The sequence below is a fragment of the Microbacterium sp. LWH13-1.2 genome (genome assembly GCF_038397735.1).
GTDB lineage: Bacteria > Actinomycetota > Actinomycetes > Actinomycetales > Microbacteriaceae > Microbacterium.
Genome location: NZ_CP151635.1, coordinates 976731 through 1001908, shown reverse-complemented (window position 1 = coordinate 1001908; position 25178 = coordinate 976731). Strand labels below are relative to the sequence as shown.

22 protein-coding genes are annotated in these 25178 nt (G+C 68.1%); 11 read left to right on the top strand and 11 right to left on the bottom strand.

Annotation, left to right across the window (positions count from 1 at the left end; genetic code table 11):
* Positions 1-29 precede the first annotated feature (29 nt).
* The 4 genes from MRBLWH13_RS04540 to MRBLWH13_RS04525 all read left to right on the top strand — a co-directional run bounded on the left by MRBLWH13_RS04540 (position 30) and on the right by MRBLWH13_RS04525 (position 5696).
* The gene (locus MRBLWH13_RS04540) at positions 30-1007 is read left to right on the top strand and encodes a zinc-binding dehydrogenase (protein WP_341957115.1); all 978 of its coding nucleotides are present in this window, start codon (positions 30-32) and stop codon (positions 1005-1007) included.
* 100 nt (positions 1008-1107) lie between these two features.
* Entirely contained in the window at positions 1108-3534 is a 2427-nt protein-coding gene (locus tag MRBLWH13_RS04535; protein ID WP_341957114.1) for a glycoside hydrolase N-terminal domain-containing protein, read from the top strand.
* Positions 3515-4507 carry an acetylxylan esterase gene (locus MRBLWH13_RS04530; RefSeq protein WP_341957113.1) on the top strand — a complete coding sequence of 331 codons (993 nt, stop codon included), beginning with the start codon at positions 3515-3517 and terminating at the stop codon, positions 4505-4507. The genes MRBLWH13_RS04535 and MRBLWH13_RS04530 overlap by 20 nt, the downstream gene beginning before the upstream one ends.
* Before the next feature lie 22 nt (positions 4508-4529).
* Positions 4530-5696, top strand: a complete 1167-nt coding sequence (locus tag MRBLWH13_RS04525; RefSeq protein ID WP_341957112.1) for an ROK family transcriptional regulator — start codon at positions 4530-4532, stop codon at positions 5694-5696.
* Between the two features lie 151 nt (positions 5697-5847).
* Here MRBLWH13_RS04525 and MRBLWH13_RS04520 read toward each other — a convergent pair whose 3' ends face one another.
* The 3 genes from MRBLWH13_RS04520 to MRBLWH13_RS04510 all read right to left on the bottom strand — a co-directional run bounded on the left by MRBLWH13_RS04520 (position 5848) and on the right by MRBLWH13_RS04510 (position 9514).
* Positions 5848-7476 (bottom strand): extracellular solute-binding protein, encoded by a 1629-nt coding sequence (locus tag MRBLWH13_RS04520; protein WP_341957111.1) that lies wholly within the window; start codon positions 7474-7476, stop codon positions 5848-5850.
* Positions 7477-7550: 74 nt separating this feature from the next.
* Positions 7551-8528, bottom strand: a complete 978-nt coding sequence (locus MRBLWH13_RS04515) for a carbohydrate ABC transporter permease (RefSeq protein WP_056510167.1) — start codon at positions 8526-8528, stop codon at positions 7551-7553.
* Positions 8525-9514 (bottom strand): ABC transporter permease subunit, encoded by a 990-nt coding sequence (locus MRBLWH13_RS04510; RefSeq protein WP_341957110.1) that lies wholly within the window; start codon positions 9512-9514, stop codon positions 8525-8527. The genes MRBLWH13_RS04515 and MRBLWH13_RS04510 overlap by 4 nt, the downstream gene beginning before the upstream one ends.
* A gap of 166 nt (positions 9515-9680) precedes the next feature.
* Between MRBLWH13_RS04510 and MRBLWH13_RS04505 the strand changes: the two genes are divergently transcribed.
* The 3 genes from MRBLWH13_RS04505 to MRBLWH13_RS04495 all read left to right on the top strand — a co-directional run bounded on the left by MRBLWH13_RS04505 (position 9681) and on the right by MRBLWH13_RS04495 (position 15035).
* Positions 9681-11888, top strand: coding sequence for an alpha-galactosidase (locus tag MRBLWH13_RS04505; protein ID WP_341957109.1), 2208 nt, complete (start codon positions 9681-9683; stop codon positions 11886-11888).
* Positions 11889-11946: 58 nt separating this feature from the next.
* A complete protein-coding gene (locus MRBLWH13_RS04500) occupies positions 11947-14547 on the top strand; it encodes a X2-like carbohydrate binding domain-containing protein (RefSeq protein WP_341957108.1) in 2601 nt (866 codons plus the stop codon).
* Positions 14548-14633: 86 nt separating this feature from the next.
* Positions 14634-15035 carry a RidA family protein gene (locus MRBLWH13_RS04495; protein WP_341957107.1) on the top strand — a complete coding sequence of 134 codons (402 nt, stop codon included), beginning with the start codon at positions 14634-14636 and terminating at the stop codon, positions 15033-15035.
* An 18-nt stretch (positions 15036-15053) separates the two neighbouring features.
* On the opposite strand, the gene MRBLWH13_RS04490 is transcribed toward MRBLWH13_RS04495, so the two are convergent.
* The 5 genes from MRBLWH13_RS04490 to MRBLWH13_RS04470 form a co-directional block, all read right to left on the bottom strand.
* A complete protein-coding gene (locus tag MRBLWH13_RS04490; protein WP_341957106.1) occupies positions 15054-16130 on the bottom strand; it encodes a DNA polymerase IV in 1077 nt (358 codons plus the stop codon).
* Between the two features lie 95 nt (positions 16131-16225).
* The gene (locus MRBLWH13_RS04485; RefSeq protein WP_341957105.1) at positions 16226-16618 is read right to left on the bottom strand and encodes a DUF1304 domain-containing protein; all 393 of its coding nucleotides are present in this window, start codon (positions 16616-16618) and stop codon (positions 16226-16228) included.
* Positions 16619-16645: 27 nt separating this feature from the next.
* On the bottom strand, positions 16646-17539 hold the full coding sequence (locus tag MRBLWH13_RS04480) for a CPBP family intramembrane glutamic endopeptidase (protein WP_341957104.1): 894 nt from the start codon (positions 17537-17539) through the stop codon (positions 16646-16648).
* Positions 17536-18261, bottom strand: a complete 726-nt coding sequence (trmB, locus tag MRBLWH13_RS04475; RefSeq protein WP_341957103.1) for a tRNA (guanosine(46)-N7)-methyltransferase TrmB — start codon at positions 18259-18261, stop codon at positions 17536-17538. The genes MRBLWH13_RS04480 and trmB overlap by 4 nt, the downstream gene beginning before the upstream one ends.
* Before the next feature lie 42 nt (positions 18262-18303).
* Positions 18304-19143: a DUF3097 domain-containing protein gene (locus tag MRBLWH13_RS04470; RefSeq protein ID WP_341957101.1), complete on the bottom strand. Its 840-nt coding sequence runs from the start codon at positions 19141-19143 to the stop codon at positions 18304-18306.
* A 122-nt stretch (positions 19144-19265) separates the two neighbouring features.
* Here MRBLWH13_RS04470 and MRBLWH13_RS04465 point away from each other — a divergent pair, with 122 nt between their 5' ends.
* The 4 genes from MRBLWH13_RS04465 (at position 19266) to MRBLWH13_RS04450 (ending at position 23463) form a co-directional block, all read left to right on the top strand.
* Positions 19266-21314 (top strand): TPM domain-containing protein, encoded by a 2049-nt coding sequence (locus tag MRBLWH13_RS04465; protein WP_341957100.1) that lies wholly within the window; start codon positions 19266-19268, stop codon positions 21312-21314.
* A gap of 56 nt (positions 21315-21370) precedes the next feature.
* Entirely contained in the window at positions 21371-22114 is a 744-nt protein-coding gene (locus MRBLWH13_RS04460; RefSeq protein WP_341957099.1) for a PspA/IM30 family protein, read from the top strand.
* Positions 22115-22180: 66 nt separating this feature from the next.
* Positions 22181-22984: an arginase family protein gene (locus MRBLWH13_RS04455; RefSeq protein ID WP_341957098.1), complete on the top strand. Its 804-nt coding sequence runs from the start codon at positions 22181-22183 to the stop codon at positions 22982-22984.
* Positions 22981-23463: a Fe-S oxidoreductase gene (locus tag MRBLWH13_RS04450; RefSeq protein ID WP_341957097.1), complete on the top strand. Its 483-nt coding sequence runs from the start codon at positions 22981-22983 to the stop codon at positions 23461-23463. Before MRBLWH13_RS04455 ends, MRBLWH13_RS04450 begins: the two co-directional genes overlap by 4 nt.
* Here the strand turns inward: MRBLWH13_RS04450 and MRBLWH13_RS04445 are convergent.
* The 3 genes from MRBLWH13_RS04445 to MRBLWH13_RS04435 are packed head-to-tail and all read right to left on the bottom strand — an operon-like array spanning position 23421 to position 25120.
* Positions 23421-23891, bottom strand: a complete 471-nt coding sequence (locus MRBLWH13_RS04445; protein WP_341957096.1) for an SIP domain-containing protein — start codon at positions 23889-23891, stop codon at positions 23421-23423. The genes MRBLWH13_RS04450 and MRBLWH13_RS04445 overlap by 43 nt on opposite strands.
* A gap of 33 nt (positions 23892-23924) precedes the next feature.
* Complete coding sequence (locus MRBLWH13_RS04440) at positions 23925-24647, bottom strand: tyrosine-protein phosphatase (RefSeq protein ID WP_341957095.1); 723 nt, start codon at positions 24645-24647, stop codon at positions 23925-23927.
* Positions 24644-25120 carry a carboxymuconolactone decarboxylase family protein gene (locus MRBLWH13_RS04435; protein WP_341957094.1) on the bottom strand — a complete coding sequence of 159 codons (477 nt, stop codon included), beginning with the start codon at positions 25118-25120 and terminating at the stop codon, positions 24644-24646. The genes MRBLWH13_RS04440 and MRBLWH13_RS04435 overlap by 4 nt, the downstream gene beginning before the upstream one ends.
* Positions 25121-25178 lie beyond the last annotated feature (58 nt).

Sequence of the window (25178 nt, the reverse complement as noted above, 5' to 3'; positions counted from 1 at the left end):
ACCACGACCGATCCCACAAGGAGAACATCATGCGCGCTCTCACCCACGACAGCTTCGGCGATCCCGAGCAGGTTCTGACCGTCACCGACCGCCCCACGCCCGAGCCCGGCCCCGGCCAGGTGCGGCTGCGGATCGTACTCTCGCCGATCCACAACCACGACCTCTGGACGATTCGGGGCACCTACGGCTTCAAGCCCGAGCTGCCCGCGGCATCCGGCACCGAGGCCCTCGGCATCGTCGACGCTCTCGGCGAGGGCGTCGACAGTCTGACAGTCGGACAGCGGGTCGCCACGGGCGGCACGTTCGGCGCCTGGGCCGAGTACGTGGTCGCGAACGCCGCGGGACTCATCCCGGTTCCCGAGTCGCTCAGCGACGAGAGTGCGGCGCAGCTCGTCTCGATGCCGTTCAGCACCATCAGCCTGCTGCAGTTCCTGGGCGCCGAGAAGGGCGACTGGATCGTCCAGAATGCGGCGAACGGCGCGGTCGGACGCATGCTCGCCCAGCTCGGTGCCGCTCGTGGCGTCAACGTCATCGGACTCGTGCGCCGCTCGGCCGGTGTCGACGAGCTCCGCGAGCAGGGCATCGAGAACGTCGTCTCGACCGACGACGACGGCTGGCGCGAGCGGGTCGCCGAGATCGCCGGCGGAGCGCACATCGCCTTCGGCATCGACTCGGTCGGCGGATCGTCCGCCGGCGACGTGCTGTCGCTCCTCGGCGAGGGCGGCACACTCGTCGCCTTCGGCGCCATGAACTCCCCCACGATGGAGATCGCCTCCGGAGACGTCATCTTCAAGCAGGCGACCGTCAAGGGCTTCTGGGGCAGCAAGGTCATCCAGACGATGGATGCCGCCACACGCGGCGCCCTGTTCGGCGAGCTGATCCAGCGCGTCACGGAGGGCACTCTCACCCTTCCTGTGGCCGGCGTCTTCGACGCCGCGGACGCGGCAGACGCCGTGCGTGCGAGCAACACGGCCGGCCGTGTCGGCAAGGTGCTGCTGAAGTTCTGATTCGAGTGAGGCGCAGCGCGTCGGACATTACTTGACAGCGGCAATTAATGCCGCCTACGCTGACGGTGACATCGAGATCGATCGAACACACCGGAGTGCGATGACCGACACACTGCGCCTCACCTGGGACGCCCCCGCCACCCTGTGGGAGGAGGCGACCCCGCTCGGCAACGGCCGCATCGGCGCCATGGCTTTCGGCGGTCCGGGCGGCCGTTATCAACTCAACGACTCGACCGTCTGGTCGGGCAGCCCCGACGGGCCTGCCCGCGCCCTGCAGAACGTGCGTGCCCGCGGAGCCGGGCCCGAGCGCCTCGCTGAGGTACGGGCAGCGCTCGCCTCCGGCGACGTACGGCTCGCCGAGGATCTCTTGATGGCATTCGAGGGTCCGTACTCACAGGAGTTCCTCCCGCTCGCGGATCTTCACGTGCGGATCGACGGCATCGAGGCCGACCCCGAAACTCCCGCCAGGATCCTCGACCTCGACACTGCCACGCTCAGCGAGACCCTCCGCATCCCCGGCGGGGGCCTCACGCGTCGCTCCTGGGTGTCTGCGCCGGCCCAGGCGCTGATCATCGAGCTCACCTCCGATGTCGAGTTCGACACGGTCGTCGAGCTGTCCACGCCCCTGCGCGGTCGGCTCGTCGACTCACCCGACGCACTGCTGCTCGATGTGCAGGCCCCCGTAGACGGCGCTCCCCTGCACGAGGAATCGGTCGATCCGCCCCTGCGCTATGCGCAGGACGACGCGGACTTCGATGCCTACGCGGCCGTGGCAGTCGCACTGAACTCGGACGGTGAAGTGCGTCGCTCCGACGACCGCGTCGTCGTCCGCAAGGCCCGTCGCCTGCTGATCGCCCTGTCCACATCGTCGCGCGCCGGGTCGTGGTGGGCCGACGCCGACGGGGACTGGCGGACCGCCTCGCGAGAGGCGATCCGGGATAGCGCACGAGAGAGGGCGGATGCCGTGGCTCAGCGCGACGTCCAGGACCTCCTCGCCGAGCATGTCGCCGATCGGCGACACGTCACTCGCGCGCGATTCGCGATCGGCAGTCGACGTGAGGGCACCTGGAGCGTCGACAGAGATGTGCTCCGCGGATCCGATCCGCTGCTGCGTGCGACCGTCGCGGCCGAGTACGGCATGTATCTTCTGGCATCGAGTTCCCGGGCCGGGAGCCCGGCGGCAAACCTCCAGGGCATCTGGAACGATCAGCTTCAGCCGGCATGGTCGTCGAACTACACGATCAACATCAACACCGAGATGAACTACTGGTCGGCGCCGGTGCTCCTCAGCCCCGATGCGTTCGAACCGCTCCTCGCTCTCGTCGAGCATCTCGCCGGCACGGGCACGGACGTCGCGCATGAGCTCTACGGTGCACGCGGATGGGTCGCGCACCACAACAGCGATGTGTGGGGGTGGAGCCTCCCCGTCGGCGATGGCCACGGTGCCGCGAGCTGGGCGATCTGGATGATGGGCGGCGTCTGGCTCACGCACAACCTCTGGGATGCATACGAGTTCAGCGGCGATCGCGACCTCCTGCGCGAGCGGATCTGGCCCGTCATGCGCGGCGCCGTCGAATTCTGCCTCGACTGGTTGGTCGCTGACGCCGACGGCGTGCTCCACACCTCACCGTCGACTGCCCCGGAGAACTCGTATGTCGCCGCCGACGGCCTTCCCACCGCCCTCGGGCTGACTGCGACGTCGGATCTTGCGCTCATCGGCGCGCTGTTCGAGCGCGCCCTCGTGGCGATCGACGACCTCGAGATCGACGACGCTCTGGAGGCCGAGGTGCGCGAGGCCCTGGCCGCCCTCACCCCGCTGCAGGTCGGCTCCGACGGCAGATTGCTGGAGTGGTCGGCCGAGGTCGAAGAGCACGAACCCCTGCACCGGCACCTCTCCCCCGTCGTCGGCCTGTACCCCCTCGACACCGTGACCCCCGAGGGCACGCCCGAGCTGTTCGACGCCTCGGTTCGCCTGATCGACGCGAGAGGTCCAGGGGCCATGGGCTGGTCCTGGGCGTGGAAGATCGCGCTGCGTGCCCGCGCACGTCAAGGAGACGTCGCCGCGTCGCTCCTCGAGGAGGCGCTGACGCCGTTCGACGGCGACGCCACCCGCCACGGACCGGTCGACGGCTCGGAATGGGGAGGGCTCCTTCCCAACCTGTTCAGCACGCACCCGCCGTTCCAGATCGACGGCAACCTGGGCTTCCCTGCTGCTATCGCCGAGATGCTCGTGCAGAGTCACGGCGGACGGGTGCATCTCCTCCCGGCCCTCCCCCGGTCCTGGCGCCTGGGCGACGTGCACGGCATCGCGGTCCGCCCGGGCCTCGTCCTCGACCTCTCGTGGAGCGATGGGCAGATGGCGTCCGCCGCACTCCACAACCACGGTTCGGAGGACAGGACGGTGCTCGTCACGCTCGCCGACAGCGAGTCGATAGTCGATGTCGCAGCGGGCTCGACGGCCGACATCGGGCTCGCTCTCGCCTCGGATGCGACTCCCGTCGCGCAGGATGACCGACGTGCACGGTGACCTCCACGTCGTCGATGCGGCGACCACACAGACCGAGCCCGACGACTTCGACGCCTTCTGGGCGGATACGATCGCCGGGACCAGAAGCCTCCCGCTCGACCTCACGGTCACTCCTCACACCACGCGGCTCACCCAGATCGACGTGTTCGACGTCTCGTTCCGCGGCTTCGGCGGCACACCGATCCGCGCCTGGCTCCGTGCGCCTCGCGGCGCCTCCGGGCCGCTGCCCGGTCTCGTGCAGTTCTTCGGATACGGCAACGGCCGAGGGCACGCTCTCCGAGATCTTCGGTGGGCATCGGCCGGATACGCGCACCTCGTCGTCGACGCCCGAGGCCAGGGCCACGGCGACACGGATGACGACCACGCCGACGGCGGTCCCTCGGCGGGAGGGTTCCTCACCCGCGGCCTCCGCTCGCCGCAGGAGTACTACTACCGTCGCGTCTACGCCGACGCCGTGCGCGCGATCGACGCGATCCGTTCGATCGAGCTGGTCGACCCGACTCGTGTCGGCACGGTCGGAGCGAGCCAGGGCGGCGGTATCGCCCTGGCGATCGCCGGGCTGGTCCCGGACATCGCCGTCGCGATCATCCAGGCACCGTTCCTCTGCGAACTCGACCGCGCGGCGACGCTCAGCTCCGAGCATCCGTACTCGCTCCTGACTCAGTACTTCGCGGACCGCCGCAGCGACGCCACCACCGCGCTCGACACGCTGCGCTACTTCGACGGAATCAACCACGCCAGACGGGCCACGGCTCCGGCGTTGCTGAGCACGGGGCTCCTCGACGGCATCGCCCCGCCGGAGACCGTGCTGCCCGCGTTCACCGCCTACGGCGGCGAGAAGCGCGTCGTGCTGTGGCCTCACAACGGACATGAAGCCGGCGGCGACCTCGACGAGGAGAATGCGCTGGAGTTCGCAGCCGAGCATCTCATGACAGGCATCCCGGCCCGCAGCGCAGCGGATTCGCTACGATAGCCGACACGACCCGAAGGACCTGATGGACCACGACACCGCCGCGCGCACCACCCTCATCCGCTCGGCGTCCGACGCGGGATCCAGGGTCTTCGAGACGATCCTGACCCGCAGCCCCATCAGCCGCATCGACATCGCCCGCCAGACCGGGCTGTCGCAGGCCGCGGTCACCAAGGCGGTCGCACCTCTCGTGGCCGCCGGGCTGGTCGACGCCCCTCCGGCCTCGCAGCGCGACGGGACTCCCGGCCGGCCGGTGAGCCCGGTGTCGATCGTGCTCGAGTCGATGGTCATGATCGGCGTCAAGGTGAACGTCGACGAGATCATCGCCGTCGCGACGGATCTCGCGACCACCGTGCTCACGAGCACGAGGCAGGCCCTCGCCGCCGACGATCCGCACTCCGTGATCGATGCCATCAGCCAGGTCGTTGCCGAGCTCGAGCAGAATCTGGGCCTCGGAGCATCGGCGATCGCCGGCATCGGCGTCTCTGTGTCCGGCGACGTCGACAGTTCCACCGGAGTCGTGCGGGAGTCGAACATCATGGGCTGGACGGATGTCCCGCTCGGGGATCTGCTCCAGTCACGATTCCCCTGGCCGGTGACCATCGAGAATGACGTGCACGCTCTCACGATCGGCGAGCACTGGTTCGGCGTGGGCCTGGGCACAGCCTCCTTCGCGATCGTGACGATCGGTCGCGGCATCGGCAGCGGCCTGCACCTCAACGGCGAGGTCGTGAGCGGCGCCTTCGGCGTCTCGGGCGAGATCGGCCATCTCCCCCTCGCCGACCCGGCTCTCGTCTGCCCCTGCGGCCGGCGCGGATGCGTCGAGGCTGCCGCCTCGACCGGAGCCATCGAAGCGGCCGTCTCGGCAGCGCTCGGTCGGCCCGTCGCGATCGACGAGGCCGTGGCACTCGCACACGCGGGTGACGCAGATGCGGAGACGGCGTTCCGTGAAGCCGCGCGCCTCATCGGCACGGCGATCGCGACTCTCGTGAATCTGACCGGGCCGGAGCTCGTGATCATCGGCGGAGAAGGCGTGTCCGACTTCGATCTCTTCGAGAAGACGCTGCGTGACGCGTTCGAGAACCACGCGTTCGGGGCTGCCGTGCGCTGCCGCATCGTCACCCGCCCGCACACCTTCGAGGACTGGGCGCGCGGCGCCGCCGCCACCGCCATCCAGGCGCTCGTGCGCTGAGGCCCACGACAGAGACTCCGGCAGAGGCGGATGCCGCGAAGCATCCGCCTCTCTGCATGCTCGCCGCAGATACTGCGCCGGTCACTCGTCATCGGAGACGCGGAGAGGCGCGGGGCGGATCACTCCGCCCCGCGCATCCGTCGAACGGCGCTCAGAGCGCGTCGTAGAGGTCCTGCTGCAGCTCGAGGTAACGAGAGAGCCCGAGACCCTCGAGGTCGGCGGCGTAGGCGTCCCACGCGGCGTCGTCATCGATGTCGCGCTGACCGGTCACGAACTCCGCCTGCGCCTGCGTGATGTAGGTCGCGATGTTCGTCTGCAGCTCGGCGAGCTCCGCCGAGGTGTCAGGGTCCGGCCACAGCTTCTCGACGGGGAAGAGCATGCTCTCGTCTGGAGCGTAGGGCTCGTACTCCTGTGACGCGTTGAGCAGTCGACGCTCATATCCGTCGGGTGAGTACACATCCTCCGGCACGACCTGCGAGTTGCGGTACTCGAGCGAGTCCCAGTACTGACCCATCGAGCGCCATGAGGCGTTCGAGGTCTCGTCGTACGTGAGCGGCTTGAACGTCGGGTCGAGCTCGGGGTCGAGAGCGACGTCGCCCTCGACGGCCGGCACCCACGCCTCGCCCTCGGGACCCATTGCGCCGAGACGGTCGCCTTCCTCTGTCACGAGGTAGTCGATCACCTTGATGGCCTGGATGCGCTCCTCCTCGGTCGACTTGTTCGTCAGGGCGAACATGCCGAGCGGGCTGACCGGCGAACGGTAGGTGGCGAACTGCGTGCCGTCGGGCCCCTTGACCGGGGGCACCGCGTCGTAGTGCGTGTCTCGGCCGTCTGGCGAATCGGCTGTCACGATCTCGTACGGGTGCAGAACGGCCGCGGCCCCGAGGATCTCGCCGTCTGCGTTGTCACCGAGGGCCCGCAGAGCCTCCCCGTTCTGAGTGAATGACGCGGTGTCGATGAGCCCCTCGTCGGCGAGCGACGAGATGTACTGGAGGCCGGCACGCCATCCGTCGGTCGTCGCCGACAGAGTGACCTTGCCGCCGTCGAGCACCATGGGCGGCGGGCTCGAGGGCGAGCCGTACGGCGCGTACGTGAACGCATTCATGAAGTAGTTGATGACCGGCTCCGAGGCCGAGGCGCTGAGCGCCACCTCATCGGGGCGGCCGTTGCCGTTGGGATCGTCGTTCTTGAAGGCGCGCAGAACCTCGCGCAGCTCCTCCGTAGTCGTCGGCTGCTCGAGCCCCAGCTTGTCGAGCCAGGTGGTGTTCATCCAGAGCTTCGACGGATAGCTGCAGTGGTAGCACTCCGTCCACTGCGTGATCGCGTAGATGTGCCCGTCGGGCGCGGTGACAGATTGCTCCCAATCCGGCTTCTCCTCGAACCGCTCCTTCAGGTTCGGCGCGTACTCGTCGATGAGGTCCTCGAGCGGCAGAAGCACTCCCTGCTGCCCGTACTTCAGGATCTCGCTCCGTGAGAAGGCGTCGACCCACGGCACGAGGAAATACGCGTCGGGGTAGTCGCCGCTCGCGAGCGACACCTGTCGCTTCTCGCCCGCGACGCTGCCGTCGTAGGTGGTCGTCTGCCAGTCGAAGTCGATGTCGAACTTCTTCTCGAGCAGCTGGGTGAACTCGTTCTCGGCGAGTGAGCCGTTGTCACCCTGGGGCCCGAAGGCGACGAGCTGACCGTTGTCGTCGCTGGGCGGCGTGCAGGCGGCGAGCGCCAGCCCCGTCGCGACGACGGTGACCGCTGCGATCGCGCCTCGTGTGATGCGTTTCTTCATTCCGGAATCTCCTTTGACCGGTTGAGGGGGTAGTGATGCGGATGGGTGTGGACGTGTGGGGTCTCGACGGCGGGTCAGCCCTTGACGGCGCCGACCATGATCCCCTTGTTGAAGTACTTCGCGACGAAGGGGTAGGCGACGAGCATCGGCACGGTGGCGATGACGACGGTCGAGTACCGCAGCAGATCGGCGAGTTCGCGTCGCCGCAGCTGCTCTGCGACATCGCCGCCACCGCCCGAGTCGTTCAGGATGAGCAGACCTCGCAGCACGAGCTGGAGCGGCTGCAGGTCGGCGTTGCGCAGGTAGAGCAGTGCGTCGAAGTACGAGTTCCACTGCATGATCGCGTACATCAGGGCGATCACCGCGAGCAGCGGCTTCGCGAGAGGCACGACGATCGTCCAGAGGATGCGCAACTCAGACGCGCCGTCGAGCTGGGCTGCCTCGTACACCTCATCGGGCACGGACGACCGGAAGTAGACGATCGCGATGATCACCTGCCAGACGCCGATCGCGTTGGGCAGCAGCATCGACCACCGGGTGTCGAGCAGTCCCAGCGACTGCACCACGAGATACATCGGGATGACGCCGCCGCTGAACAGCATCGTGAAGACGACTCCGCCGGTGATGACCTTGCGTCCGAACAGCTGGGCACGCGAGAGGGGGTATGCGATCGCAACAGTGCCGAGCACGCTGATCAGCGTGCCGACGACCGTGTAGAAGAGCGAGTTGCCGAATCCGCGGAGGATGGCGGGGTTGGCCAGCGCCTCTGCATAACCGCGGAACGTGAATTCCACCGGCCAGAACAGCACCCGACCCGAGGACACGGCCTGCGGGCTCGAGAACGAGCTCGCGACGATGTTGAGCAGCGGCAGCAGCACCACGAGCAGGAACACGGAGAGCAGGATGTAGGCCGCGACGATGAAGACCCGGTCAGCCTTCGTCTCCTTCACCTTGACGCCTCGTGCGAGCGGGTCCCGCTTGGGTCGACGCGACCTGCCCCTCGCGACGTCGCTCTCCTGAGTGAGGAGCGCCTCGGTATCGATCGTGGTCACCACAGTCCGTTTCCCGTCACTCGCTTGGACACCGCGTTCACCACGAGCAGCAGCACGAGACTGATCGCGGCGTTGAAGAGTCCGATCGTCGCTCCGAGGCTGAAGTTCGCATTGAGGATGCCCGTCTTGTACACGTACGTCGGGATGATCTCGGACGTCGAGAGGTTCAGCGCGTTCTGCAGGAGGAAGGCCTTCTCGAACCCGATCGCCATGATGTTGCCCACGCCGAGGATCAGGATGATCGATGCCGTCGGCAGCAACGCCGGGATGTCGACGTTCCAGATCTTCTGCAGTCGCGAGGCGCCGTCTATCTTCGCGGCCTCGTAGAGCGACGTGTCGACCGAGGCGAGGGCCGCGAGATAGATCACGGCGGAGTATCCGGTGGTCGTCCAGATGTCCGTCGCGACATAGATGTGGCGGAAGAAGTCCGCGTCGGCGAGCAGGTCGACCTGGCCTGCGCCGAAGAAGCTGAGCGTCCGTCCGAGCAGGCCCACGCGCGGCGACAGCAGCAGGATCGTCATGGAGACCACCACGACGGTGGAGATGAAGTACGGCGCGTAGGTCACCAGCTGGACGGTGCGAGTGAAGAAGCGCAGCCGCACCTCGTTCAGCGCGAGCGCGAGGATGATGGGCAGCGGGAAGCTCGCGATCAGGGTGTACGCCGCGAGAATGAAGGTGTTGCCGACGAGCCGCGGGAAGACGGGGTTGCGGAACAGATTCGCGAAGTTGTCGAACCCTACCCAGGGGCTCCCCCACACTCCGTCGATCGGGTTGTAGTTCTTGAACGCGATGATGGCGTTCGCCATCGGCACGTACCGGAACACGATGAACCAGATCACCGGGATCAGCAGAAGAAGGTAGAGCTGCCAGTAGCGGCGCAGGCTGCGTGCGAATCGGGTTCGGACGGTGGAACGACGCGCGGTGGCGCCGGGAGGCCTCGGCTTCGAGACCTCATCGGAGAGTGCTTGCTCAGCACTGAGCTTCATGATCGCCCTCCCAGGGCAGGATTACTTTACGTCGTAATAAAATCACGACCCCGGCCAAAAGTAAACGACGGATTTCGTGGGGCCGATTTCTGATCCGCGCTTGCACACCCCTCGCAAACGTGATTTATTGACGTTGTCAAGTAACTATCCGGAGGGTCTTCATCCCATGACTTCCCGTGTCGACACCGTTGTCGCACTCCGCGCCGCTGGCGTCGCCTTCGTCCTCGAGATCGCACAGCCGATCCCCCGCATCCTGCACTGGGGCGCCGATCTCGGCGCACCCACGCCGACCACTGCATCCGCGCTCCTCCTGACCGCGGGTCCAGCACAGCTGAACAACTCCCCCGATGTGCCCCGCACCTTCTCCGCGCTGCCCACCGAGTACGAGGGTTGGTCTGGTACACCCGGGCTCGCCGGTCATGCACAGGGGCGCGCGACCACTCCACGGCCGCGCCTCAGGGCGCACGACGTCGAGATCGATGATGTGCGTGGCGGCGGGAGCATCGCGCTGCGGTTCGAGGACGCTGTCACCGGACTCCGCACGACTCTGCGCTATCGACTCGACGAGCACGGAGTCCTGGCCGTCGACACGTCCGTCGCCCGAGACGCGCGCCTCAGCCCCCGGCTCGGATCGACCGCCTACACGGTGGATTCCGTGCTCGCACTGATCCCGCTGCCCGAGCGTGCGACGGAGATCCTCGACTTCACCGGAAAATGGTGCCGCGAGCGCTCCCCGCAGCGGTCGCCGTTCGGCTTCGGCACGCATCTGCGCGCGGCGCACCGCGGTAAGCCGGGACATGACTCCCCCTTCCTCGTGGCTGCCGGCACCGCAGGGTTCGGCTTCGGACACGGAGAGGTCTGGGCGGTCCACCTCGCCTGGAGCGGCGAGCAGCGCTACCTCGCCGAGCGGCTCACCGAGGGCGCCGGGGCGTTCAGCTCGATCATCGGCGCAGGAGAGGAACTGCACCCGGGCGAGATCATCCTCGAGGACGGCGACCACTACGACTCGCCGACCGCGCTCTTCATCTGGTCGGATCGCGGCCTCGACGCGATCAGCGATCGGCTGCACCGGCGCCTGCGGGCGCGGGCATCGCACCCCCGCTCCCCGCGACCGCTCGTGCTCAACACCTGGGAGGCCGTGTACTTCGATCATGATCTCCCCCGCCTGACCGCGCTGGTCGAGCGCGCCGCCCAGGTGGGCGTCGAGCGCATCGTGCTCGACGACGGCTGGTTCCGCGGGCGCCGCGAAGCAGACGCCGGACTCGGCGACTGGTACGTCGATGACGCGGTCTGGCCGCACGGACTCGGCCCGCTCGTCGACGTGGTGCGCAGCCATGGCATGCAGTTCGGGCTGTGGTTCGAACCCGAGATGATCAACCTCGACTCCGACCTCGCGCGCGCGAATCCCGAATGGGTCCTGGGGCCGGCCGAAGGTCTCGGCCCCGAATCCCGCTCGCAGCACGTCCTCGACATCGCACGACCCGACGCGTACGAGTATCTGCTCGGACGCATCGACGCGCTCGTCCGCGAGCACTCGATCGACTACCTCAAGTGGGACCACAACAGAGATCTCCTCGAGGCGGTGAGCCGAGGGGACGACGGCGATCGTCCGAGCGTGCACCGTCAGACACTGGCGCTGTACCGGCTGCTCGACGAACTGCGCAGGCGTCATCCAGGACTCGAGATCGAGACCTGCTCGGGCGGGGGCGGCCGCGTCGATCTCGGGATCCTCGAGCGCACCGACCGTGTCTGGGCGTCCGACTGCAACGACCCGGTCGAGCGCATCCAGATCGAGCGGTGGACACGCAGCATCGTTCCCCCCGAGCTGATCGGCTCACACCTCGGCGCCGCGCGTTCGCATACGACCTCGCGAACGACGGATCTCTCGTTCCGCCTGATCGCCGCGCTGACGGCGCACGCGGGGATCGAGCAGGATCTGACGGCCGTCGACGAGACCGAGCTGGCGGTGATCACGCGCTGGGCCGGCCTCTACCGCGAGTTCCGCGGACTGCTGCACAGCGGCAGAGTCGTGAACGCCGATCTCGCCGATCCGTCGACGTCACTCGCCGGCGTGGTCGCCCACGATGCCTCCGCGGCGCTCTTCACCTGGAGCCGCTTCGCCACCTCCGCCGCAGGACAGTCCGGGCGCGTGCGCTTTCCCGGACTCGATGCGACGGCGACGTACACCGTCAGGATCCGCGAGGATCTCGGAGCCGCGAGCCGACACCAGGGCAACGACCCGGAGTGGGTCGCGGATGCCGTCGCCGACGGCGTCGAGATCCCCGGCTCAGTGCTGGTCGTCGCGGGTGTTCCGCTGCCGACCCTCAACCCGCAGCAGGCGATGCTCGTCGAGGTCCGACGCTCCGACAGCTGACACTACCCACTCTTCCTTCCCATCCCCACGACAGAGCAGTCGAACGAGAGGAAAAGCAATGAAGACCCATCGACAGAGAAGACGAGCGGCCTCGGTCACCGCGGCGCTCGCCGCGACCGCGCTCGCGCTCACCCTCGCCCCCGGCGCGGGCTGGGCCACCGAGGCGACCCCGGAGCCCTCGGCCTCGACCGCGCCCGAGCCCGAGGCGACCCCGACCGAGGCCGTGACACAGCCACCGGACGTCGAAGACACCGAGAGCCCCGCTCCCGGCGAGTCCCCGACGCCGACGGCATCGACGACCTCGCCCGAGCAGCCCCCGGCGAAGGAGGCTCGACGCACCGCGCCGTCCGACGAAGGCATCTCGCCTCTGTCTGCCAAGCCCTACATGGGCTGGAGCAGCTACAGCATGCAGGTGTACGAGGGCGGCCAATGGATCACGGCCGACCAGATCATGGCGCAATCCGACGCCATGCACGACAAGCTTCAGGAGTTCGGATACGAGTACATCAACATCGACGCGGGCTGGAATGGAGGGCAGGACGAATACGGTCGCCCGACCCCCAGCACGACTCTGTTCCCCGATGGGCTCGATGCGGTCATCGATCATGTGCACGACAACGGCCAGAAGGTCGGGCTCTATCTGATCCCCGGTATGAGCCTGGAGACGGCGCAGAAAGCCCTCCCGATCTACAACGCCCCCGGCTGCACGACCGAGAACCTCCTCAAGCAGCCGCTGCAGCAGGGCGACTACTGGGGATTCGGCTACCGCCTGGACTTCGACAACCCGTGCACCACGAAGTACATCGACTCGATCGCCGATCTGCTCGGCGAATGGGGCATCGATTTCATCAAGTTCGACAGCGTGACCCCTGGATCGGGAATCGGCGACCTGTCGATGGATGCCCGCGAGGAGGTCGCGGCCTGGTCGCAGGCGCTCAAGCGCAACGACATCTGGTTCGAGCTGTCCTGGGCCGTCGACATCAACTACGCCGAGTATTGGAAGCAGTACGCCGACGGATGGCGCATCGACTGGGACGTCGAGTGCTATTGCGGCGATGAGGCACTGACCACGTGGGAGAACGTCGCTCGCCTCTTCCCGCGACTCTCAGACTGGTGGCGGCACGCCGGTCCGGCCGGATGGAACGACCTCGACTCCCTCAACGTCGGCAACGGCAAGATGGACGGGCTCACCCGCGACGAGCGTCGCACCGCGACCACGCTGTGGGCGACGTCGGCTGCGCCGATGTACCTGGGCAACGACATGACCGACCTCGACCAGTACGGTCTGGAGCTGATCACGAACCGCGAGGTCATCGCCGTGAACCAGGCGGGCGTGCCCGCGCGTCCGGTCTCGACGGCGACGAAGCAGCAGGTCTGGTACTCGCTGAACCCTGACGGCACGTACACCGTCGCGCTGTACAACCTCGGCCGCGCCGACGCCGACATCACGGTCGACTGGTCCGACATCGGACTCGACGGATCCGCGAAGGTGCGCGACCTCTGGGCCGGCAAGAACCTCGGCTCCGAAGCAGACGGCTTCACTGCCGAAAGCGTGCCGATCCACGGAGTGCGTCTGCTGAAGGTGACCCCCGAGAAGCAGTCCGTCCTCACGGTCAACGACGACTCGCTTCGGGTCGGCTACGCCGGTGACTGGGTGCGCAACAACGGCAACGAGGTCCCCGCGACCTCCCAGCCGTTCACGGTCGCAGTGTCCGACACCCCCGGCGGCGGAACGCCCACACCTCCTGCAACCGGTCTCACGGTGACGCTGAACGACAACGACTCCCGCATCGGCTACAGCGGATCATGGGGGTACAGCAACAACCGAGGGCTCGGCGATCACGCAGACGACGTGCACTACGTCGAGACGAACGGCGCGGCCTTCGAGTACACCTTCCAGGGCACCGGCATCCAGTACGTCACGGAGAAGCACGAATCCCAGGGTGAGGTCGAGGTGTATCTCGACGGTCAGCTCGTCGAGACGGTCGACACGTCGCTGCCCGCCGCAGACGGGCGGCTCTCGCAGCAGGTCGTGTACAGCGTGGCCGATCTGCCGAGCGGAAGCCATACGCTGCGTGTGGTGAAGAAGTCCGGGTCGTTCATGCTGCTCGACAAGCTCGTCGTCACGCTCGACAGCCAGCTGAGCACCACCTCGGGGGCGTTCAACAAGGCCGCGCCCGCCGACGTCACGGTCGATGTGCTGCGCGACCCGAGCGAGCTCGTATCGATCAGCGTCGGCGGCGAGGCGCTCGAGCGCGACGTCGACTACACGCTGTCGGGAGCCACGGTGACCCTGACGTCGTCGTACCTCGCCACGCTCCCCGTCGGGGACGCGACGCTGGACTTCGGATTCGCCGGAGACCACCTCGATGATGTCCACGCCACGACCGCGGACGGCGATTCCGTGTCGTTCACGTTCCGTGGAACGGGCGTCTCGTGGCTCGGCCCGAAGGGACCGGACCAGGGCGCGGTCGATGTCTACATCGACGGCGAGAAGGTCGAGAGCATCGACACCCACGCCGACTCGCGGATCTCGAATCAGGAGCTGTTCGCGGTCTCGGGGCTGAAGGACAAGGAGCACACGATCGAGATCGTGAAGGCGTCGGGAGACGTGCTCCGCACGGATGTCTTCCGGTACACGGTCAAGAAGGTCGGCTGAGCGTTGACGGGGCGGGCTCCGAGCCCGCCCCGTCACTTCCCTCGCACCACGGTGGGGATGTCCGGGTCCGGGTGCAGAATCGGCGCATGGAGATCACACTCGCACAGCCGGCAGGACTCGTCGTGAGTCCCGCCTTCAGCCATGTCGCCGTCATCCCTCCAGGGGCGACGACGATCCTCGTCGGCGGTCAGAACGGCGTCGACGAGACCGGAGCGCTCGTCTCGACGGATGCCGCCGAGCAGTCGCTCAGGGCCGTCCAGAACGCTCGCACCGCCCTGGAGTCCGCGGGCGCGGGCCTCGATGACGTCGTCAGCTGGACCGTCCTCATCCACCAGGATGCCGACCTCCGTGCCGCCTACGGTGCCGTCGCCTCGACGCTCGCGCGAGACGGCGCTCCTCCCCTGGTCACCGCCGCACTCGTCGCAGGGCTCGGTGTGCCGGGGGCTCTGATCGAGGTGAGCGCGGTGGCCGCCGTCATCCGGGAATGATGAGCGCGGGCTGGCGACTCAGATCCTGCCGCGCACCGGCGTGCGCTCAACCGAGTCGCCGCTGTCAGGCATCGTCATCTCCGCGCGCACGCCGAGAAGTCTCACCTCTCGCTGCGGATCGAGAGTGGATCCGAGGGCGAGCGCCACGGCGATCACGTCGTCGCGCTCTGTGGTCGGTGCCGCGAGCTTGCGCCCGAAGGTCTTCGTCTCGAACGGCGCGTACCGCACCTTGAGGTGCACCCGCACGACCGGCCGCCCCTCGTCGGCGCAGTCGTCGAAGGCGTGACCTGCGAGCTCAGCGAGCGCGGCGTGGACCTCGGCCGGCGTGGTGAGGTTCTGCTGATAGGTCGTCTCACGGCTATGGCTCCGCGCCACCCACGGAGTCGGATCGACCACGGTCGGCCCGAGCCCTGATCCGAGTCCGTGGTACCAGACGCCCATCCGCGGGCCGAACTCGGAGACGAGCTGATCCTCGTCAGCATCCGCGAGCTCCCGCACCGTCGTGATGCCGTGAGCCGCGAGCCTCTTCTGCACCTTCGGCCCCACTCCCCAGAGATCCCGGGTCGGCTTGTCCCCCATCACCTCGAACCAGTTGTCGACGGTGAGCCGGAAGACCCCGCGCGGCTTGCCGAACTCCGTCGCGATCTTCGCGCGCACCTTGTTGTCGCCGATGCCGACCGAGCAGTGCAGTCCTGTCGCCTCGAGCACGGCGGCCCGAGCCGAACGTGCCACGCTCTCAGGGTCGTCGGTCTCGACCCCGAGGAAGCACTCGTCCCAGCCGATGACCTCGAGCACCGCACCGGGCAGGGCACGCAGCGACGACATCACCTCGGTCGATGCCGATTCGTAGGCCTCGTGGTCGACAGGGAGGAACACGGCATCCTCCGGCGCCTTCCGCGCCGCGATCTTCAGCGGCATGCCCGACCCGATGCCGAACGCTCGGGCCTCGTACGACGCCGTCGACACGACGGCACGCTCGGTGGGATCGCCTCGGCCCCCGATGATCACGGGCAGACCGGCGAGCTCGGGCCTGCGCAGCACTTCGACCGCAGCGATGAACTGATCCATGTCCACGTGCAGCACCCAGTCGGCCATGCCTCGAGTGTGGCCCGACTCCGCCGGATTGTCACCCCTCGCGAGCGCTGAGCAGAGCGCTCACCAGAGCAGTCTGCTGAGCAGCGGCGGAGCGGTCAGCCGATTGCGACGCCGATGGCCGTCGCGATCACGGCGAGCAGCGGCAGGGTGCCCTGCATCGCCGCCGCGCGCAGCTTCGACGGGTCGGAGAGCACGAGCACGAGCGCTGCCGCCAGCATCATGCCGGTACCCGCGAACACCAGGGTCAGGCCGACGGTGGCGAAGCCGATGATCACGAAGCCGACACCGAGCAGGGCGGTCAGCGCCAGGAAGAGGTTGTAGAACCCCTGGTTGAAGGCGAGCGCCTTCATCGTGATGGCATCGGCCTCGCTGGCGACGCCGAAGATCTTCCTCGTCTCGGGCTCGGTCCACTTCAGCGACTCGAGCGCGAAGATGAAGACGTGGAATGCGGCTGCGGCCGCGGCGAGGACGAGTCCGACGATGAGCATGAGTCGATCGTATCGACCCTCGGACGCCTAGAGCAGGAAGATCGGCAGGAGTCCTGGGTTGTGTGCGTGCACGAGTACGGCGAACACGACCGCGTCGAAGAGCAGATGCACCGTCACGACGTAGGCGAGCGAGTGAGTGCGCATGAAGATGAACCCCTGCAGCAGCGCGAACGGGATCGTCAGCAGCGGCCCCCATTCGCGATACCCCAGCTCCCACAGGAACGAGACGAACACGATCATCTGCAGCCCGTTCGCGAGCGCATCCGGGAAGTGACGACGCAGCAGGGCGAAGACCGTGCAGATGAAGAACAGCTCGTCCCAGATGCCGACCGCGCCGACGCCGACGAAGAGACGGGCGATGAGGTCGGGCGAGTCGACGACCGGCCAGTTCTGGTACACCCCGCTGCTGATGAAGTAGAACGGCAGGATCAGCCAGCCGAGCACCAGCACCGCGACCAACCACCCCCACTGCAGGCGACCCCAGCGGCGATGCGCACGCCAGGGAAAGCTGATGGCGCGGTCGCGGAACACGAAGCGCGACACCACGTACGGCACCGCGACCGCGCCACCGAGAGCGAGCGTGAAGCGCAGCATGGCGAGGTTGTCGAGCTCGGCTGCGAGCGGGATCACACTCACGATGAGCATGCCCAGGGCGATCAGGGAGAGATCACGGGTGAGTGAGGGCTGACGGCTCACCCCGATGACACGAGCCGTCTCGCGTCGGGATCCGACGCTCACGGTCTGGTCGGCGACGACGGGACGTCCGCGTTCGACGAGCCATGCTCCCCCGACACCGAGTGCGAGCAGAGCCCAGCCGAGCCAGGCGGTCTCGAGGACGAAGAAGGCCGGCGCCGCCGCGCAGACGAGAAGTGCGGGGATCACAGCGGGCCAGGTCGCTGACCTGCGCTGCACGTCGGTCACGCGCGCGACTTCCGCCGATACACGAGATCGCGGATGTCGCGCCCCTTGGCGATCCCCTTGCGCTCGAAGGCGGTCATCACCCGTCCGTCGAAACGCTCGGCCCATTCGCCGTCGAAGGCGCGCTCGAACAGCGGATCGGCATCGAGCACCTCGCGCATCTGCAGCGCATAGTCCTCCCAGTCCGTCGCGAGTCGCAGAAGGCCGCCGTCGCGCAGCGCCCGCGCGGCGGTCTCGCCGAATCCGGATCGCACGAGCCGACGCTTGGTGTGCTTCTTCTTGTGCCAGGGATCGGGGAAGAAGATCCAGACCTCGGCGGCCGCCGCCTCAGGCAGGTACGACGAGAGCACCTCCGGCGCGTTCGCCTCGACGACGCGCACATTGCGGGCGCCCTCGCGATCGGCATCGAGCATCGTGCGGGCGAGTCCCGCGCGGAAGACCTCGACGGCGAGGAAGTCGTCATCCGGACGAGACGATGCGGCAGCAACGATCGCGTGTCCCTGCCCGGAGCCGATCTCGACGTACAGATCGGCATCTCGGCCGTACTCGGCGCTCGGGTCGAGTCGCGCCTCAGGATGCACCGAGGTCCAGGCGACGTCGCGCGGCACGTCGAGCAGGTAGCGCGGACCGAGCTCGTCGAAGGCGCGTTCCTGCGCGTCGGACATACGCCCGCTGCGGCGCACGAAGGACACCGGTTCGTCACGGAAGGTGCGGGGTTCGGGCATGCTTCCAGGGTAGTCGGCGGCGCCCCGAGTCACTGACCGGGATCAGTCGGCCGGAGCGGTCACGAAGTCGATGAGCTCTTCGACCCGACCCAGCAGCGCGGGTTCGAGATCTCGATACGTGTGCACCTTCGACAGGATGTGCTGCCACGCACGACCCGTGTCGCCCTGTGTCTCGTACGGCCAGCCGAAAGCCTTGCAGATCCCGGTCTTCCAGTCGGTGCCCCGCGGGATCTCCGGCCACTTCGCGATCCCCAGCGCACGCGGCGTCACGCACTGCCAGACGTCGACGAAGGGATGACCGACGATGCGCACGTGCCGGCCATGCGGACCGCGGGCGACCGCGTCCGCGACGCGCGACTCCTTCGAGCCGGGAACCAGGTGGTCGACGAGCACTCCATAGCGCCGGGAGGCGGTCGGCGGCTCCGCGGCGAGCAACTCGTCGAGCAGGTCGACTCCCTGCAGGAATTCGACGACGACGCCCTCGACGCGCAGGTCCGCTCCCCAGACCTTCTCCACAAGCTCCGCGTCGTGCTTTCCCTCGACGAGGATGCGGCTGGGCAGCGCGATCCGTGCACGCTGATCGGCGACCACGAACGATCCCGACGCGGTGCGCCTGGTGCCCTGCTCCTTCGGGGCGGGGGCGGTGAGCCGCACCGGTGCCCCGTCGATCAGGAATCCGCCGCCGAGAGGGAAGAGCCGCTTGCGACCTAGGCGATCCTCGAGCTCGACGTTCCCTCCCTGCACGCGTGTGACCGCACCGCAGTAGCCGTCGTCCGCGACCTCGACGACGAGATCGACCTCTGCAGGCACCTGTGGCACCGGCTTCGCCGCGCGCTCCCGCCAACCAGTCGCGAGCACATCCGATCCGTACCTGTCGTCCATGCCCTCCAGCGTATGTGTCTCCGCTGAGGGCGAACGGCTATCGCCGCTCGGATGCTGTCGCGTGTCGGCCTGTGTGCATAGACTCGTGCCATGGGGCTCGGCTGCCGGTCGGAGGGAACACGATGAAGACACGGTGGCTCGCGCTGGCCGCACTCACCGCGGCTGCAGCAGTGGGGGCCTTCTCCGCATCCGCCGCCTCCGCGACCGACCCGGTCACGCTCGATTCCGGGTACGTGACCGATGACGCCGGGGTCCTCTCTCCCAGCGAGGAGGATGCGGTCGAGGCGCGACTCCAAACCCTCAGCGACAACTCCTCCGCCGACCTCTTCGTGGTGCTGGTCGACGATTTCACCTCCCCCACCGACAACGTCGAGTGGGCCGACACCGTCGCCGAGAACAACAATCTCGGGTCCGAGCAGTATCTGCTCGCCATCGCGGTCGAGGGCCGGAGCTATTACATCTCTGCGGCCCCCGACGGTCCGCTCAGCGACAGCAAGCTCGACGACGTCGAGAACGAGATCCAGAGCCTGGCCGCCCAGAACGACTGGGAGGGGGCGATCATCCTCGCCGCCGACGAGATCCAGGGCGACGGCGGGGCCGGCGCGCTCCGCACCACGCTCATCGTCGTCGGCATCATCGCTCTCGGCCTCATCGTCTGGCTGATCGTCGCGCTCGTGCGTCGCTCTCGGCGCAACGCCGAGATCCGTCGCCGCGGTGCCATGCCCGAGAAGCCGGACCCGAGCGACCCGTTCTCCACCCTCACCGACGAGCAGGTCCGGACCCAGGCGGGTGCCGCCCTCGTGCAGGCCGACGATGCCATCACGTCGAGCAGGGAAGAGCTCGGCTTCGCCGTCGCCCAGTTCGGCGAGGCGGCCACCTCGACCTTCAGCGGAGCCGTCGAGACCGCCAAGGCGAAGATGTCCGAGGCCTTCGACCTCAAGCAGAAGCTCGACGACGAGATCGAGGACACCGTCCACGACCGCCGCGCGTGGCACATCCGCATCATCCAGCTGTGCGACGAGATCGACGACGTCCTCGACGACAACACCGAGGCTTTCGACGCACTTCGCAAGCTCGAGCAGAACGCCCCGGCGGAGCTCGAACGCGTGCGGGGCGAGCGGGCAGCCCTCGACACGCTGCTCGCGAGTGCTGATCCTGCTCTCGCGGCGCTCTCGAGCACGTTCGATCAGGCATCCCTCGTGACCGTCGCCGACAACCCGGCACAGGCCCGCGAGCGCGCCGCGCTCGCGGACCGCTCCATCGAGGCCGCCGCACAGGCGATCGGTGCGGGGCGCTCAGGAGAGGCCGCGTTCGCGATCCGCACCGCCGAGCAGTCCGTCGCACAGGCGACCCAGCTGGTGAACGCGATCACGGCGCTGGGCGCCGAACTCGCCAGCATCGAGGCGCAGGCCCAGGCTCTGGTCGCTGAGCTGCAGGCCGACATCGCCACCGCGCAGCATCTGCCCGACACCGGAGGCGTTCTGTCTTCGGCGGCCGCGGCGACCTCGCAGCAGCTGCAGCAGGCGCAGGCCGCTCTCGCCGGCAACTCACGCAGCCCTCAGCGGGTGCTCGAGGCGCTCACGGCGGCGAACGCCCAGATCGACGCGGCGATCGCGCAGGGAACCCAGGCCGTCGAGCGAGCCCGACGAGCGCAGCAGATGCTCGAGCAGACGCTGACGCAGGCAGGGTCCGAGATCCGCGCCGCGCGCGAGTACATCGAGACGCGGCGCGGCTCCGTCGGATCCACCGCGCGCACCCGCCTCTCGCAGGCGGAGGCCACCCTCACGCAGGCACTGAACCTGCGTGCCACCGACCCCGAGGCGGCGCTCACCGAAGCGGGCCGTGCCCTCGATCTCGCCCGCCAGGCGACCTCTTCGGCGCAGGCCGATGTCGCGGCGATGAGCCCGAGCAGCTATCAGAACGGCTGGGGCGGCGGTGGCGGCAGCATCTTCGGCGGAGGTGCCGGTTCGGGAGGTTCCGGCCTCGGCGGCGACATCCTCGGCGGCATCATCGGCGGCCTCCTGTCCGGCGGCGGCGGAGGCGGAGGCTCCTCGCGGAGCAGCAGCTGGCGATCCAGCGGCGGCGGCGGATTCCGCAGCTCCGGTTTCGGCGGAGGCGGCGGCAGCCGCTCCAGCGGCCGCAGCGGCCGTTCGGGAGGGCGACGCTTCTGAACCGCACACATGACGACCCCAGAACATCGAGTCCGACCCTCTGAAAGGAACCACGCATGACCAAGCAGTCCATCTTCGGACGTATCTCGACCCTCGTCCGCGCGAACATCAACTCGCTCCTGGACTCTGCGGAAGACCCGCAGAAGATGATCGACCAGCTCGTCCGTGACTACACGAACAGCATCGCCGACGCCGAATCGGCGATCGCCGAGACCATCGGCAACCTGCGCCTCCTCGAGCGCGACCACGAAGAGGACGTCCAGGCGGCCACGGAGTGGGGCAACAAGGCCCTCGCCGCGAGCCGCAAGGCCGACGAGATGCGCTCGAGCGGCGATGCCGCCGATGCGGACAAGTTCGACAACCTCGCCAAGATCGCACTCCAGCGCCAGATCAGCGCGGAGCGCGAGGCCACCGGTGCCGAGCCCCAGATCGCCGCTCAGACCGAGATCGTCGACAAGCTGAAGTCCGGCCTCAACGGCATGAAGGACAAGCTGGGCGAGCTGAAGAACAAGCGCAGCGAGCTCCTCGCCCGCGCCAAGGTCGCCGAGGCGCAGACCAAGGTGCAGGACGCGGTCTCGTCGATCAATGTCCTCGACCCGACCAGCGAGCTGGGTCGTTTCGAAGACAAGGTCCGCCGCCAGGAGGCTCTCGCTCAGGGCAAGATCGAGCTCGCAGCCTCCAGCCTCGATGCGCAGTTCGAGAGCCTCGAGGACCTCGGCGAGCTCACCGAGGTCGAAGCACGTCTCGCCGAGCTGAAGGCGGGCGGCTCCGCCCCCCGTCAGGCCATCGAAGGTTCCTGACACACCTCGCGGGTGCCCCGGACCAGCGCGTCCGGGGCACCCGCTCTTTCATAGCTGGAGGCACCCATGGTGCGATTCCTCGTCGTCCCGCAGTGGCAGGGCTCCCCTGCACCGCGCGCGATGCTCCTCGTCGACGGCGCATCCGCGATCGCCGGTGATCTTCCGCGCGCGTCGACCACCGTGCTCGATGTGCCGGTCGAGGCCGGAGAGTCCCTCGGCACGGGCGTCCGCCGACTCAGCGCCCTGTTGCGCACTCGTGAGCTCGTCGATGGGGCGATGACGGCCGACACGGTCGTCGTGGGCGGAGACTGCAGCGTCACTGTCGCCGCGCTCGCCGCCCTTCCGGGCGGCACCGACGATCTCGCGGTGGTCTGGTGCGACGCGCACGCCGACATGAACACACCCGAGACGTCGCCGTCCGGTGCGTTCTCCGGCATGGCCCTGCGGGCTGTGCTCGGAGAGGGCGAACCGCAGCTCGCGCTCTCCCCCGGCATCCCGCGCGACCGCGTGATCACCGTCGGGATGCGCGATCTCGACGACGCCGAGGTCGCTGCGCTCGACGGTCTCACCCCGCTCTCGGTGGCAGACCTCGACGATGCCGATGCTCTGTCCGCCGCCGTCGTGGCCACCGGCGCGAGCCGGGTCTGGGTGCACATCGACGTCGATGTGCTGGATCCGGCCGAGATAGCCGGCGTCTCCTCCGCGTCACCGTTCGGACTCGCTCCTGCGACCCTGAGCGCGGCGATTCGCGCTCTCCGCACGCGCGTTCCGCTGGCGGGCGCGACGATCGCAGGATTCGCCCCGCGTTCACCGGCCGACGCGGTCGAGGATCTCGGGGCGTTGCTGCGCCTGGTCGGAGCGGTGGCATGACCGGGGACTGGCGCCCTGCGGCAGAACGTGCCCTCGAGCGGGGTCGTCGATTCGACCGCCGCATCCCGTCATTCCTGCTGCGATCGCCGATCAGTCGCCTCGGGTACTGGTGGGGAACCGCGGTCGGCTGGGTGTGGGGATCGCTGTGGAGCACCGGTCCCGTCGAGCGCCGGTCGGGCCTGTGGGTCTTCCGCGGCATGCCGAACTGGACGTTCAACCGCGGCGGGGTGTGCGTGGGCGGGTGCTTCCTCACCGGCGATGCTCGTCCGACCGATGCCGTCCTTCGCCATGAGGCAGTGCACAAGGCCCAGTGGCTCCGTTACGGCATCCTGCTGCCGGTGCTGTACCTGTTCGCCGGGCGGAATCCCCTCCACAACCGCTTCGAGATCGAGGCGGGTCTGGAAGACGGCAACTACGTGCGCCGGTCGACCGCTTCTCAGCGCTCGGAGGGAAGCAGCCCGAAACGCTCCGGCGCGTAGATCTGCGCGGGCTGGAGGTCGAGCACTCCAGTGAGGTGCTCGACGATGTCGGCGGTACCGAGGTATCCGCCCAGCAGCGTGATGTGGGTCTCGAGTTCGTCGTCGCAGAGCATCTCGTCGGCCCAGGCGCACGTCGCGCGAGCGAGCGCCTGTCCCGGTGCGCACGCACGGCCCGTTCCGGGGGCGCCGGAGCGTTCTGCCCGAGCGAGCCACGTCACGGTCATGCGGCCGGGCGCGTCGATCACGCCGATGTCCGAGGCCTCTGCGACCTCGATGAAGATCCGACCGGATGCGCACAGCGGCAGAGTCGCGAGGAAGACCTCGAGTTCGGCGAGCGAGTGCTCGTCTGCCGTCACCAGGTGGTGTGCGCGACGACGCGCGGCGCGGCGCTCTGCTCGCGTGCTGCGGGTCTCGAGGAAGGTCTCCATGATCCTTCCATGGTACACCACGTGAAGGGTTGCCTAACCTTGGTCGGCGACTGATTCCACGAGCGCGGTGTGCAGCGCATCCAATTCGGCATCCGACATCCCGTTCGCTCGGAGGTAGCCTGCCGCTGACCCCCATCGCGCGTCGACGCCGTCGAGCAGCGCCCGCATGACCGGCGCAGGCGACTGCGTGGCCAGCGCCACCGCGTGCACCGCTTCAGGATGCTGAGAACGGAGGTAGGCGGCGATCCGCTGCGACCTCTCAGGAGGAAGCTGCGACTCCGTGAGCGCGTAGTCCGCGATGATCGCGTCGCGGTCGGCGCCTACGGCTGCGAGAGCGAGTGCCACCGTCACCCCGGTGCGGTCCTTGCCCACCGTGCAGTGCACGAGCGTCGGCTCCCCCGCCGCGATGATGCGGATGGCCGCGACGAGCCTCTCACCACTCTCCTCGAGAAGGTGCAGGTAGAGATCCTCCAGGCTGGTGTCCGTCTCGAAGAACGAACGCACCGACCCGAGGAACAGAGGAAGGTGCGTCGTCTCCGGGCCGTCGATCTCGGTCGGCTCGGCCGCGACCTCCTCGCCGTCGCGCAGATCGACGATGTGCGCGATCCGCTCACGGACCGCCTCGACGCCGACATTCGTCGCCCCGGACAGCTGGCCAGAGCGCAGGAGGATGCCGGAGCGGATGCGTCCGCCGTCGGCGGGCATGCCTCCGACGTCCCGGACGTTGTTGACGCCGTCGAACTCGAGGACGGTCATTCCTGCGCCTGCGAAGCGCGAGCCGGAACCGGGTAGCGGCCGGCGATGACGACGCGGTTGAACGCGTTGATCGACACGCAGGCCCAGCTCAGAGCGGCATACTCCTTCTCGGTGAAGACAGCACCCACGCGGTTGTACAGGTCATCCGAGATCCCGTCCTCCGAGATGAAGGTGAACGCCTCGGCCAGCTCGAGAGCCGCCTCTTCCCGTTCGCTGAAGACGCCGCTCTCCCGCCAGGTGGCGATCTGCATCAGCGTGTCCGTGTCGATCCCCGCCTTGACTGCGCGGTCGACATGGATTCGCGTGCAGTAGCCGCATCCGTTCAGCTGCGAGCAGTGGATCATCACGATCTCCTTGAGGCGATCGTCGATGCCGTTCGTCGCGCAGATCTCACCGACTGTCCTCGAGAACGCATCGAGCGCCTGATAGGCGGCAGGCTCGGTCTTGGAGAGGTGCACTCGCGTCTCGCTCATGCCTCAATGATATTCCGTTGCATCGGCATCGCGGCGAGCCCTCCGAGCAGGGCGAGAA